This window comes from Rubrobacter marinus, from assembly GCF_011492965.1.
Classification (GTDB): Bacteria; Actinomycetota; Rubrobacteria; order Rubrobacterales; family Rubrobacteraceae; genus Rubrobacter_F; species Rubrobacter_F marinus.
The window spans coordinates 3,241,902-3,254,187 of sequence record NZ_CP045121.1 but is presented as its reverse complement, the minus strand read 5'-3'; the positions used below and the strand labels follow the sequence as shown (position 1 = coordinate 3,254,187).

General features: G+C 69.9%; 10 protein-coding genes and 1 pseudogene. 6 read left to right on the top strand and 5 right to left on the bottom strand.

Features of this window, described 5'->3' with window-relative positions; all coding sequences use genetic code 11:
* Positions 1-148 precede the first annotated feature (148 nt).
* Positions 149-460, bottom strand: a complete 312-nt coding sequence (locus GBA65_RS16855) for a muconolactone Delta-isomerase family protein (RefSeq protein ID WP_166397551.1) — start codon at positions 458-460, stop codon at positions 149-151.
* 22 nt (positions 461-482) lie between these two features.
* Positions 483-2,153 carry a long-chain-fatty-acid--CoA ligase gene (locus tag GBA65_RS16850; RefSeq protein ID WP_166397550.1) on the bottom strand — a complete coding sequence of 557 codons (1,671 nt, stop codon included), beginning with the start codon at positions 2,151-2,153 and terminating at the stop codon, positions 483-485.
* 174 nt (positions 2,154-2,327) lie between these two features.
* Between GBA65_RS16850 and GBA65_RS16845 the strand changes: the two are divergent.
* Positions 2,328-3,612: pseudogene (locus GBA65_RS16845) on the top strand (hydroxyacid-oxoacid transhydrogenase).
* Positions 3,613-3,729: 117 nt separating this feature from the next.
* Here the strand turns inward: GBA65_RS16845 and GBA65_RS16840 are convergent.
* Positions 3,730-4,545, bottom strand: coding sequence for an N-acyl homoserine lactonase family protein (locus GBA65_RS16840; RefSeq protein ID WP_166397549.1), 816 nt, complete (start codon positions 4,543-4,545; stop codon positions 3,730-3,732).
* A gap of 218 nt (positions 4,546-4,763) precedes the next feature.
* Between GBA65_RS16840 and GBA65_RS16835 the strand changes: the two genes are divergently transcribed.
* Positions 4,764-5,150, top strand: coding sequence for a hypothetical protein (locus GBA65_RS16835; protein ID WP_166397548.1), 387 nt, complete (start codon positions 4,764-4,766; stop codon positions 5,148-5,150).
* Positions 5,151-5,350: 200 nt separating this feature from the next.
* The gene (locus GBA65_RS16830) at positions 5,351-6,247 is read left to right on the top strand and encodes a hypothetical protein (RefSeq protein ID WP_166397547.1); all 897 of its coding nucleotides are present in this window, start codon (positions 5,351-5,353) and stop codon (positions 6,245-6,247) included.
* 12 nt (positions 6,248-6,259) lie between these two features.
* Here GBA65_RS16830 and GBA65_RS23435 read toward each other — a convergent pair whose 3' ends face one another.
* Positions 6,260-6,757 (bottom strand): asparagine synthase-related protein, encoded by a 498-nt coding sequence (locus GBA65_RS23435; protein WP_323127100.1) that lies wholly within the window; start codon positions 6,755-6,757, stop codon positions 6,260-6,262.
* Positions 6,682-7,788, bottom strand: a complete 1,107-nt coding sequence (asnB, locus tag GBA65_RS16825; protein ID WP_207955847.1) for an asparagine synthase (glutamine-hydrolyzing) — start codon at positions 7,786-7,788, stop codon at positions 6,682-6,684. Before asnB ends, GBA65_RS23435 begins: the two co-directional genes overlap by 76 nt.
* A gap of 203 nt (positions 7,789-7,991) precedes the next feature.
* Here asnB and GBA65_RS16820 point away from each other — a divergent pair, with 203 nt between their 5' ends.
* The 3 genes from GBA65_RS16820 (at position 7,992) to GBA65_RS16810 (ending at position 12,286) form a co-directional block, all read left to right on the top strand.
* Positions 7,992-9,098: a carbon-nitrogen hydrolase family protein gene (locus GBA65_RS16820; protein ID WP_166397546.1), complete on the top strand. Its 1,107-nt coding sequence runs from the start codon at positions 7,992-7,994 to the stop codon at positions 9,096-9,098.
* 47 nt (positions 9,099-9,145) lie between these two features.
* The gene (locus GBA65_RS16815; protein WP_166397545.1) at positions 9,146-9,319 is read left to right on the top strand and encodes a hypothetical protein; all 174 of its coding nucleotides are present in this window, start codon (positions 9,146-9,148) and stop codon (positions 9,317-9,319) included.
* A gap of 81 nt (positions 9,320-9,400) precedes the next feature.
* Complete coding sequence (locus tag GBA65_RS16810) at positions 9,401-12,286, top strand: FAD-binding and (Fe-S)-binding domain-containing protein (protein WP_166397544.1); 2,886 nt, start codon at positions 9,401-9,403, stop codon at positions 12,284-12,286.

Genomic DNA, 12,286 nt, shown 5'->3' with positions numbered 1-12,286 from the left:
CTGCCCGGAACGGGCCCGTCCTACACCTTGGACGGGGTGAGGTACCCGCGGCGGGGTCCTCCCGGTCCGGGCGGCAGCACGTTTGCGGGCGCGGCTCCGATTGCGGAGCCGCGCCCCATGCAAGAGGATATGTCTGTTGTTGCGCTGGTTACGCTTGCGCGCCCCAGCGGTTGCGGACGTCTTCGGCGAAGGCGGCGTACTCGCGCACCGGGAGGACCTCGGCGATCTCCAGGTTGTGGGCTATGGGGAGCCCGCCCATGATGATCTGGTCGAGCTCGTCGGGGGAGTCTACGTCGGCGACGGCGAGGACGCGCCGCTGGCCGGAGACCTTGTAGATCGCCACGATCTTGCCGGCCTCCACGGCCCCGAGGGCGGCCTCGGTCTCCTTCTCCCACTCGTCCCACATCTCGTCGAACGACCACCCCTTGGGGTTGACCCTGAAGTCAACGAAGAACAGCATGGTGCGCTCCTTTCTACGCGTTTTACCTGGCCTCGTCCCGTAGCTCGCGGCGGAGGAACTTTCCGGTCGCGGTCTTGGGGACCTCGTCGAGGAACCTGATGCTGCGGGGGTACTTGTAGTCGGCCATGCGCTCCTTGGCGTAGGAGATCAGGTCGTCCTCGGTGACGCCGTCGCCCTCCTTGAGCGCGACGAAGGCCCTCACCGACTCGCCGCGGTACTCGTCCGGGACGCCGACGACGGCGGCTTCCTTTACGTCGGGGTGGGTGTAGAGGACGTCCTCGACCTCGCGCGGCCAGACCTTGTAGCCGGAGACGTTGATCATGTCCTTTTTGCGGTCCACGATGTAGAACCATCCGTCCTCGTCCATGACGGCGACGTCCCCGGTGAGAAAGTAGCCGTCGTGGAACGCCCTCTCCGTCTCCTCGGGCTTGTTCCAGTAGCCCGAGAAGATCATGGGCCCGCGCGCGGCGAACTCCCCGGACTCGCCGACGGGCACGGCCTCCGACGCATCCTCGACGCTGACGAGCCGGGCCTCGCAGCCCGGGACGGGGACGCCGATGGAGAGCGCGCCCGTCCCCTCGTCGACCGGGGCGCGGGCGCCCAGAGGCGTGGCGTGGGTCGGCGAGTTGGACTCGGTGAGGCCGTAGATGTTGTGGATGTAGACGCCGAACTTCTCCTCGAACTGCTCGGTGATGGACGGGGCTATCGGGGCGCCGCCGCTGTAGCACTTCTCCAGCGAGGAGAGGTCGCGCCCCTCGGACTCAGGAGAGTTCATCAGGGCGATGAACGCCGTTATGGCGCCGACGGTGAAGGTCGGGCGCCACTTCTCGATGAGGCGTAGGGCCTCGGAGGCTTCGAAGCGGTGGAGGAGGACGAGCGGGATGCCGGCCGCCCCGGCGAGCGCCGCGTGCCCGACGAGGCCGGTTATGTGGAAGAGCGGGGCGACCCCGAAGACGGAGTCCTCGTCGCCTATCTGCATCCAGGTCCGGTAGACCTCGGCGTTGTACGCGATGTTGAGGTGCTTCTCGACGGCGCCCTTCGGCTTGCCCGTCGTCCCCGAGGTGTAGACGAGGTAGGCCGTGTCGTCGGGGGAGACGGGGACGCGCGCGGCGCCGTCGGGCTCCGTGGCGCGCAGAGCCTCCATCAGGTCCTCGGTCCCCCGGGGCGTTGCCTCTGTGCGCCCGCAGGGGGCCGGGAGGTCTCCCTCGGGGAGGAAGTCCAGCTCGCTCGTCGTCAGAACGTGCTCGACGGAGGTCCCCCGCACGACGGAGGCGGCGACGCCCTCGTAGAGGCCCTCGAGGGCGACGAGGGCACGAGCCCCCGAGTCGTTCAGGTGGTACTCCAGCTCCCGCGCCTTGAGCATGGGGTTGATCGGGACGACGATCGAGCCGCGCTTCCAGGCGCCGTACTGGGCGACGAGAAACTGCGGGTTGTTCTGCATGTAGACCGCGACCCGGTCGCCCTCGCCGACGCCGCGAGCGGCCAGCAGGGCGGCGAAGCGGTTCGCGAGGTCGTCGAGCTCGCCGTAGGAGAGGGTCGCGTCGAAGTAGCGGACCGCGTCGCGCTCGGGGGCGCGGCGGGCCGAAGCCTCGAAGAGATCTACCATGCTTCCCCCGGGCGGGGGCAGCTCCTCGGGCACGCCCTCGGGGTACGCCTTCAACCACGGCTTGCGATCGTAAGCGGAGAACGACATGCGGCTCCTCTTCCTCGGTCTTCCCTTTTCCCAGCTTTGTATTCTTTCTTTCGATGTGCCCCGTGTCAACGGCGGAAGGGGCGGCTTCGGGGTTGCTGCTGGTCCCGACCGCCGATATATTGCGCGGCGCTCCCGCGGGGTAGGGAGAGAGGGAAACCTGGGGAAGGAGCGAGAATGGGCACCAATCGCGGCAACGGCCACGAGACCATCTTCACCATGGAGGCGACGCCCGTGAAGTACGGGCCCGGCTCCTCCGAGGAGGTCGGCTGGGAGCTCAAGCGGATGAGGGTCGGGCGCGTCATGCTCGTCTCGGACCCGGGGGTGGTTGCCTCGGGGATCACGCCTCGCATACGGGAGCTTATAGAGGCCGAAGGGATAGAGGTCGAGCTCTGGGACGGCTCCCGCGTCGAGCCGACCGCGGACTCGTTTCAGGCGGCGGCCGACTTCGCGAGGGAGGGGAACTTCGACGGGTTCGTCGCCGTCGGGGCGGCTCCAGCATCGACACCGCCAAAGTCTCCGACCTCATAAGCACGCACGGCGGCGAGATCATCGACTACGTCAACGCCCCGTCGGCGGCGGCAAGAAGCCACCGAGCCCGCTGAAGCCCTTGCTGGCCGTGCCGACGACGGCGGGGACGGGGGCCGAGGCGACGACCGTCGCGATCCTGGACATCCCGGAGCAGAGGGTGAAGACCGGGATCTCGCACCAGTACATGCGCCCGGACCGCGGGGTCGTCGACCCGCTGCTGACGATGACGATGCCGTCGGAGGTGACCTCCTCCTGCGGCCTCGACGTCGTCTGCCACGCCGCCGAATCGTTCCTCACGAAGCCGTACGACCAGCGCCCGAAGGTCCCCAACCCGGACGAGCGCCCGCCATACCAGGGGGCGAACCCGATCGCGGACATGTGGAGCGCGAAGGCGCTGGAGTACGGCGGCAAGTACCTCCGGCGCGCCGTGGAGAACGGCGAGGACGTCGAGGCGAGGGGCCACATGATGCTCGGGGCGACGCTCGCGGGCGTCGGCTTCGGCTCGGCGGGGGTCCACATCCCGCACGCCTGCGCCTACCCCATCGCCGGCCTCAAGCACGTCTACGAGCCGCAGGGCTACCCGAAGGACCACCCGTTCGTGCCGCACGGCTGGTCCGTCATCGTGACGGCCCCGGCCGCCTTCCGGTTCACCTACGACGCCATGCCCGAGCGCCACCGCCAGGTCGCGGAGCTCCTCGCCGGAGAAAAGATCGAGGGGGCCGACGAGAACACGCTGCCGGAGATCATCATCCAGCTCATGAAGGACGTCGGCGCCCCCAGGGGCGTGCGCGAGCTCGGCTACGACGAGGGCGACATCGACGACCTGGTAGAGGGCGCGATGAAGCAGCAGCGCCTCCTCGTCGGCGCCCCGAAGGACGTGACGGAAGACGACCTCGCGAACATCCTGCGCGAGTCGATGGAGAACTGGTAAGGGGGCGCTCGGCCGGCCACAGTCGGTCAGGAGACTTCGTCGCGTTCGCGGCCCGGCTCCGCGCAGGCGAAGGTTGAGGGAGGGGGGCCGGGCTCGAAGCCCGGCCCCCCTCGCGTCCTACTCGTAGTACTCGGGGGCTTTCTTGAGGGCCTTGAAGGCTTCGGCGTCGTGGCCGTAGCCCATGACGGCGTCGTGCTTGCGGGAGAGCTGCTTGATCTTGTACATCGAGTCGAAGTAGGCGACGGTGTCGTAGACGATGCCCGAGAGCGCCCACTCGTTGATGTTCCGCTCCAGGTAGACGGCGTCGGAGGTGAAGATGAAGGTGCCCGAGTGCTCGGTGTGGGCGACCATGCCTATGAGGCCGGGGGTGTGTCCGGGCCAGTGGTGGAGGTGCAGGTCGGGGGCGAGCTCGAGGTGCGGGCCCACCATCAGGTCGTAGTTGAGGTTCGGCAGGTCGAACTCGCCCTTGGCGCAGGCGCCGGCGAAGTCCGCGGGGCCCGTGTGCGTGATCTTGAGGGAGTGGGCGAGCTCCTTGTCGTGGACGATGATCCCGCGCTGGCCCGCCTTGGTGCCGCGGAAGAAGTCCAGGCAGCCGCAGTGGTCGACGTGGAGGTGCGAGATGACCACGATGTCTATGTCGCTCATCTTGAGGTTCAGCGCCTCGAGCTGCTGGGGGAGGTACTGCTTCTCGTCGGCGCGGTACGGGAAGACGCCCCTGAGGGCCTCCGGCCAGCGTTCGTCCCATTCGGGGTGGCAGGTGCCGTCGAAGAGGACGTAGCCGAGCTGGGGGTGCTCGACGAGGACGGTGTAGGTCGGGACGGTGACCCACTCGTTCGTCGGGTTCTTGTCGTCGACGGTGGCGGGGTGGGGGTTCAAGACCAGCCACGCAAGGTCCAGCTCCAGCGCCCCGTTATCCAACACGTACAGCTTCATGCTTGGGCAACTCCTTTCCTCGTTCTCCCCTGAACGCGGCGAATTCTATAGCCGCCGACATTCTTGCGGCAAACCCGCCCGAGGTCTCCGGGATGCACGGGGGGCCGTGCGGGCGTGGGAGCGAGCGGTGGCGCTCGGGCGGCCGTCGGGTACAAAACCGGCGGGGCGCGAATGGGTAATCTTGCGCGACCCTTGAGTCCGCACGAGGAGGTCCGGCATTGCCCTTCGAGATCAGACCGACGAGCCCCGCGGGGACGGGTGAAGACCCGCGCATCAGCGTGCTCGCCGACGAAGACTGGGCCGGTGTGCTGGCCCTCGCGCGGCGGCACGGCTTCGACCCTCACGGCGAGTACGAGGGGTTAATGCTCCCCGCGCCGGGCGAGAGCGGGACCCTGGAGATCGCCGCCTCCCAGGGGCTGGCCGTCGCCCTGAGCGAGGCCCTGCGGGAAGAGACCGCGGCCCACGACGCCGGCGAGGAGGACGAGGGGATCAGCGTCGGCCCGGCGGACGAGCCCGGGCTGCGGGTCGACTGGGCGAAGGCCAGGGGCGTCGGCGAGATCGCCGAGTCCGGCTCGCTGACGGTGACCCGGCTGACCGGTCCCTGATCAGAGAGTGTAATCGGGATTGCATTCCATGCGCGGAAAATGTACATTGCTTGTGGGCACCGCGGTTGTAGACATCCAGCGGCCCCGCACGATCGTGAGACACAAGAGGTAGGTGGGGCTTCGTGGCGCACGGGACGCGTCTCGCGTCCCGTCGCAGCCACGCGAAGCCCGTTTGTGCCGGGGAGGGGGGATCGGTAAGCATGCAAGACCGCGACACCGTACACCAGAAATCCGGCAAGGCGAACTTCGATCAGATCTACGACCTGGAGGACCCGAGGGAGTACTACAACACCCTCGGGGAGTTCGACTACTGCGTGCCGAGGCACGGCCAGCGCGTCTTCCGCCAGCTCGCGCGAGCCCTGCAGGAGGAGCGCGCCGGCACCGGGTCCCGCGCGAAGAAGCTCGCGGTCGTGGACGTCTGCTGCTCCTACGGCATAAACGCCGCCCTGCTCAAGCACGACCTCACCCTCGACGACCTCTACGCGCGCTACGGCTCCGCCGAGGTCGCGGGTCTCTCCTGCGAGGAGCTGATCGAGGCCGACGCCGCGTTCTACCGGGAGCGCCGGATGGAGGGGGCGCCGGAGACCGTCGGCGTCGACATCGCCCCCAACGCCGTCTCCTACGGCGTGCGCTCCGGGCTTCTCGACGCGGGCTTCGCCGAGAACCTGGAGGAGGGCGAGCCCACCGAAGACCTCGGCCGGGCCGTGGCGGGCACGGACCTGCTCACCGTGACGGGCGGCATCGGCTACGTCTCGCAGCGGACCTTCGACAAGCTGCTCGACCGGGCGACCGACGGGGCCGAGGGCGGCGCGCCGTGGGTCGCCGCCTTCGCGCTCCGCTGGGTCTCCTACGGGGAGATCTCCGACGTACTCGCGGAGCACGGTCTCGTTACCCAGAAGCTTCCGGGACACACGTTCACCCAGCGGCGCTTCACGGGCGACGAGGAGCGCGACTACGTCCTCGGCGAGCTCGCCGGCATGGGCGTGGACCCCGCCGGCAAGGAGGACGAGGGCTGGTACCACGCCGACTTCTACCTCTCCCGCCCCGCGGAGCAGGCCGGGAAGCCCGTCGAGGAGCTTCTGGCCCCGGTCTTGTAGGAGGGCGCTCTCCTACGCCGTCGCGAAGCGGCCTATCACCCGTTGGGGACGGACCGGGCCGAGGTGCTCGCGGAAGATGCGGTAGTAGGCGACCTCCTCGCGGGTGCGCAGGGCGGGTTCGATCTCCTCGTGCTCCCTCTCGAACTCCTCCTGCGTGACGGTCTCTTCCATCCTCTCCTTCAGGACCGAGGAGGCGCCGGAGCCGTCGCCGAACTGCTCCTTTTTGCGCCACAGGAACTCCTCGGGGAGCCAGCCGTCGAAGGCCCGGCGCAGGAGGCGCTTCTCGGGCTGGTCGGGGCCCGCGAGCTTCCAGCCGGCGGGGAGGGAGAGCCCCAGCTCGATCATGTCCAGCTCCAGGAACGGCACCCGGGCCTCCAGCCCGTGGGCCATCGTGACGCGGTCGCAGCGCTGGAGGTTCAGGTTGTGGAGCCCTTCTATGGTGCGGACGAGCTCGTCGTGCAGCTCCTCTTCGGTCGCGAACCCGGTGAGGTACTCGTAGCCCGCGAAGATCTCGTCGGCCCCTCCCCGGTGAGGACGACCTTGACGCTCTCGGCGGTGAACTGGGCGAGCATGTAGTTCGGCACCGCGCTCCTGACGAGCGAGGGGTCGAAGGACTCGATGCATCGCACGACCTCGGGGAGGACGTCCAGGGCCTCCCCGGCCGTGTAGACGCTCTCGTGGTGCTCCGTGCCGAGGTGCTCGGCGACCGCGCGCGCCGCCAGCAGGTCCGACGAGCCCTCCAGCCCGACGGCGAAGGTCTTGAGCTTCTCGCCCCGCCCCTCGTACCAGCGCGCGGCGATCGCGGCCACGAGGCTGGAGTCCAGGCCGCCCGAGAGGAAGACGCCCACCGGCACGTCCCCCATCATCTGCCGCTCGACGGTCTCTATGAGCCGCTCGCGCACGAGCGCCAGCATCTCCTCCGGGATCGGGGCGCCGGGCTCGGTAGGACCGTCGAAGCGGTTCAGGGCCTCGTCCTTCTCCGGCACGGCGGCGCGGAAGCGCGTCAGGCCGCCCTCGGGGGTCCAGTAGAAGCCCGGCGGGAAGGCCTCGACCTCCCCGAGCCAGTCCTCGTCGTAGGCCCCGAGCTCCGAGGCGAAGACGGTCCGGCCGTCCCGGCGCGCCCAGTACAGCGGCTTGATGCCCACCGGGTCGCGGGCGGCGACGAAGGAGCCGTCCCTGCCTGCGACGACGAAGGCGTACATGCCGAGGAGGTCCTTCAAGGCGTCGGGGCCGCGCTCGGCGACGAGGTGCAGGGCTACCTCGTTGTCCGAGCTCGTGCGGAAGTCGTTCCCGGCGAGGGTGCCCCGGACCTCCGCGTGGTTGTAGACCTCGCCGTTGCCGACGAGGGAGAGGCCACCGGAGGTCTCAAGCGGCTGCTTGCCGCCAGAGACGTCCACTATGGAGAGGCGCCGGTGGCCGAGCCAGGCGTCGCCGACGCGGGCCGTCCCCTCATCGTCCGGGCCGCGGTGGGTAAGCCGGGAGAGCATGCGCTGCGCCTCCACGGGGTCGAGCCTGCCGTGCTGGGCCACGATGCCGCACATCGGATACCGTCCTCCGTCTCGCCGCTCGGATCTAACGCACCATCTTCGACGCCGGGGACGGTCGCGTCAATCGGACGCCTGGACAATTCTGGTGGTCTCCGGTGCTCCGATCCTCATACGCACGGCCGTTGTGGACGGCGACGGCGCCCCGTTACGCTTCCTCGGGACGGTCGAGAACGGCCGCGGAAGGAGAGGGGGGCACGATGGGGGAGCTGAGCAGGATCACGCCGGTCGGGACCGCGAGAAATTCTTCGACGACGCTCGTCGCCGCCCTGAACCTCGGGCCGGTCCCCGGGGACGTGCGCGGCAACCTCCGGCTGGCAGAGCGCGAGTTGCGCGCCGCGAAGCACGCCCACCCGGACCTCCGCTGCGCCGTGCTCCCCGAGCTCTTCACCTGCGCCTACGCCGACCTCGCCTCCGTCCACCGCCACGCCGAGGACGCCAGGGGCGGGCCCTCGGCCCGCTTCTTCGCCCGGCTCGCTCGCGAGCTTGACCTCCACGTGGCCTACGGCTTCCCGGAGAGACGGCTCGACGGCACCGCCGACAGCGTGAACTTCGTCGGGCCGGAGGGCGTGCTCGCCACCTACGCGAAGAAGCACCTCGTCCGGGAGACGGGGGAGCACCGCGTCTTCGTGCCGGGCGACGGGCCGGTCGTCGTGGAGGCGGGTGGCCTCGGCGTCGCGCTCGCGGTGTGCTGGGATCTCGGCTTCCCCGAGTTCGTCCGGGAGGCGGCGGCGCGGGGCGCGGATCTCGTCCTGGCGCCCGCCGGATGGCGCGACCCGTTCGGGCCGCAGTACGACCTCGCCTGCGCCGCCCGCGTCCTCGACAACGGCATCTACGTCGCGAGCGCCAACCAGATGGGCCGGTACCCCGGGGCGATCTTCGGCTCCCCCGGCGGCGTGTACGGCCCCGACGGGTTGCGCGTCTCGGAGGCCTTCGGCGACAGGAGCGTCGCCCTGGTGGACGGGGATCTCCCCGGGAGGTGGCGGCGGCTCTTCGGGGACACGCTGCCGGGGAGAGGCGCGGCTCGCTCCTCGAACCCGTCGCGTAATCTCGGGGAGGTGGCGCACCTCCGAGAGCCCCGGCACGACGAGAGGGCAGAGCGGGGTGCTCGCCTCGGGTACCCTCGTCCGGGGAGGTGGACGGGATGGACCTGCGGGTGTCCGACAGGCGAGTGCAGGAGCTGTCCGTGGGCGTCGGGTGGGTCAGCCTGGGGATGGGGCTCCTGCTCGCGCTGGCGCCTGGTGCCGAGCTCCTGGGATGGGGTGATCGGGCGAAGCTCGCGCGCGGCGTCGGCGCGGTCGACCTGATCGTCGGTCCCGGGCTTCTCCTCGATCGTGCCCGGAGGACGCGGTGGATGCAGGCCCGGGCCCTGTTGAGCGCCGCGATCGCCCTGATCTACGTCCTGATCCTCTACGACCCGTCCCGTCGTAGCCGACGGGCGACCGGCATGTTTGGCTTCATGATCGCCGCCACGGCCACGGACTACTCCCTGTCCCGGAGGCTCGCGGACGTCGCCGCGGAGGCGTAGGGCTCAGCGCGCCGCAGGATCGTGGTCACTCGACGTCGTCCCTTACACCCGGCGGACCTTCGCCGGTAATATACTCGGGGGATGCTAAAGAGAGAGATCAGGGAAGACGCCGGCTCGGGCGTCGACGGGTTGCGCGAGGCGCTGAGCGGCAAGCTCGACGGTTTCTTGAGGACGGACCCGGTCTCCCGGGCCCTGTGGTCCACGGACGCCTCGATCTACAAGCGCGACCCCGTCGCGGTCGCGGTCGCGAGGAGCGAGGGCGACGTGAAGGCGGTCGTCGACGCGGCGCGCGAGACGGGCCTCTCCGTCACGCCGCGCGGGACGGGGACGAGCCTCGCCGGCCAGGCGACGGCGCCGGGGCTCATGCTGGATACCTCCGAGATGCAAGACATCCTGGAGATAGACCTCGACGGGCGGTGGTGCTCGGTCGAGCCCGGCGTCATACAGGGCGAGCTCAACGCCCGCGTCGAGCCTCACGGCCTCGTCTTCGGGGCCGATACGTCGACCTCCGACGTCGCTACCCTCGGCGGCATGGTCGGGAACAACTCGGCCGGGATGCGCTCCCTCGTCTTCGGCACGACGGCCGACCAGATCCTCTCCTTGCGCTGCGTCCTCGCGAGCGGCGAGGTCGTAGACCTCCGGCCGATGCCGAGGGCCGAGGCCGAGAGGCGCGCCCGCGGCGGGGACGCCACGGCCCGCCTCCTCCGCAACGCGCTGGAGGTCGGGGAGAGGTACGGCGACGAGATCCGGCGCCGCTACCCGAAGCTGATCCGGCGCGTCTCCGGCTACGGCCTCGACTCCCTCCTCGACCCCGACACCGTGGACCTCACCCGCCTGGTCTGCGGCTCCGAAGGCACGCTGGCGGTGATGACCCGCGCGGACTTCAGGCTGCAACAACTCCCCCCGGCGCGCGCCCTCGCCTCCTTCCAGTTCGATTCTCTCGCGGCCTCGGCCCGGGCGACAGTCGCGTTTCTAGCGATGGATCCCTCGGCCGTCGAGCTTCTGGACGACGTGGCGATCAACCGCGCCCGCGCCTCGAACGCCTACAGGGGCTCGACGGGCTTCGTCGAGGGCGACCCGAAGGCGCTGTTGCTCGTGGAGTGGAGCGGTACGCAGGAGGAGATCGACGAGCGCTTCGAGAGCCTCGACGAGATCGCCCGCGAGGTAGGTGCCTCCGTCGCGGTGCCCTTGCGCTCCAAGGAGGCGCAGGCCCAGACGGTCAAGCTGAGGAAATCGACGCTGCCGCTGCTCCTCGGGACCGCCGAGAAGGAGAAGCCGGTCGCGTTCGTCGAGGACGCGGCGGTGCCCCCGGAGAACCTGGAGGAGTTCGTCGTCCGGTTCGAGGAGATCGTGGAGAGGGCCGGGACGTGGGCTTGCTTCTACGGCCACGCGAGCGTCGGCACCCTCCACGTCCGCCCCGCCCTGGACACGGGCGACCCCGAGGGCGTCGCGCGCATGCGTCGCATCGCCGAGGAGGTCGCGGACCTGGTGGCGGAGTGCGGCGGCTCCGTCTCCGGCGAGCACGGCGACGGGCTCTCCCGTTCGGAGTTTCTTTCGAAGATGTACGGGCCAGAGCTCGTGCGCGCCTTCGGCGAGGTCAAGAGGGCCTGGGACCCGAAGGGGATGCTGAACCCCGGCGTGATCGTGGACCCCCCGAAGATGGACGAGGGGCTACGCATCTCCCCCGGCCGCAGGCGTCTGCCGCTCGCCACCAACTTCGACTTCTCCGACCAGGGCGGCTTCGCCCCGGCGGTCGAGCTCTGCAACGGCTCGGGCTTCTGCCGCAAAAAGAACTCCGGGACGATGTGCCCGTCGTACATGGTCACGCTGGACGAGAAGGACACGACGCGGGCGCGGGCGAACGCCCTGAGATCCGTCCTCGACGGGACCCTCTCCCCGGAGGAGCTGACCGGCGAGGGGATGAAGGAGGTCTTCGACCTCTGCGTCGCCTGCAAGGCGTGCAAGAGCGAGTGCCCCTCCCAGGTCGACGTCGCCAGCATGAAGACCGAGGTCCTCAACCAGATGGGCCAGAAGCACGGCTTCAGCCTGCGCCAGAAGGCCGCCGGCCACATCCGCGAACAACTCGCCCTCGCCTCCCGCGTGCCCCGGCTGTACAACGCCGTCGCCGGGACCGTTCTCGCCCGTCGCGCGGCCGGGCTCGCGGGCATCGACCCGCGCCGCTCGCTGCCGAAGGTGACGACGCGAACGTTCTCCCAGCGGTTCGGGGAGCTGCCGCAGGGGGAAGGACCGGTCGAGGTGGCGCTCTTCAACGACACCTGGAACGAGTACCAGCGGCCCGGGATCGGGGAGGGCATGGTCCGCGTCTTCGCCGCCGCGGGCGCCCGCGTCCACCTACCGGACGTCGTCTGCTGCGGCCGTCCGATGCTCTCCGAGGGGCTCGTGGACGAGGCCCGCGAGAACGCGAAGAAGAACCTCGACATCCTCACGCCGCTCATCGAGCGCGGCGTCCCGCTCATCGGGCTGGAGCCGAGCTGCATCCTCACGATGCGCGACGACTACCGGAAGCTCCTCCCCGGCGACGAGCGGGTGGAGGGGTTGGCGAAGGCGACGCGCCTCTTCGAGGAGGCCGTTCTGGAGCTCGACGCGGAGCTGCCCCTGGAGGGCGGCAACCCGGTCCTCCTGCACGGCCACTGCCACCAGAAGGCGATGGTGGGCACGAAGCCCACGGAGGAGGTTCTGGGGATGGTCCCGGGCACCGAGGTCACGGTCGTCGACTCCGGGTGCTGCGGGATGGCGGGGCTCTTCGGCTACGAGAAGGGCCACTACGAGGTCTCGATGAAGATGGGGGAGAGGCGCCTCTTCCCGGCGGTCCGGGAGGCCAGGGGGCAGGTGCTCGTCGCCCCGGGGACCTCCTGCCGCGAGCAGATCCTGGGCGGCACCGGCGGCCACGCCATCCACCCCGCCGAGTACCTGGCGAACTGCCTCCAGAGCAACGGGCGGGGCTGA

Coding starts and splice junctions, on each gene's coding strand:
- GBA65_RS16855 (WP_166397551.1), bottom strand. CDS start 460: ATGCTGTTCTTCGTTGACTTCAGGGTCAACCCCAAGGGGTGGTCGTTC.
- GBA65_RS16850 (WP_166397550.1), bottom strand. CDS start 2,153: ATGTCGTTCTCCGCTTACGATCGCAAGCCGTGGTTGAAGGCGTACCCC.
- GBA65_RS16840 (WP_166397549.1), bottom strand. CDS start 4,545: ATGAAGCTGTACGTGTTGGATAACGGGGCGCTGGAGCTGGACCTTGCG.
- GBA65_RS16830 (WP_166397547.1), top strand. CDS start 5,351: ATGCAAGACCGCGACACCGTACACCAGAAATCCGGCAAGGCGAACTTC.
- asnB (WP_207955847.1), bottom strand. CDS start 7,788: ATGTGCGGCATCGTGGCCCAGCACGGCAGGCTCGACCCCGTGGAGGCG.
- GBA65_RS16820 (WP_166397546.1), top strand. CDS start 7,992: ATGGGGGAGCTGAGCAGGATCACGCCGGTCGGGACCGCGAGAAATTCT.
- GBA65_RS16815 (WP_166397545.1), top strand. CDS start 9,146: ATGCAGGCCCGGGCCCTGTTGAGCGCCGCGATCGCCCTGATCTACGTC.
- GBA65_RS16810 (WP_166397544.1), top strand. CDS start 9,401: ATGCTAAAGAGAGAGATCAGGGAAGACGCCGGCTCGGGCGTCGACGGG.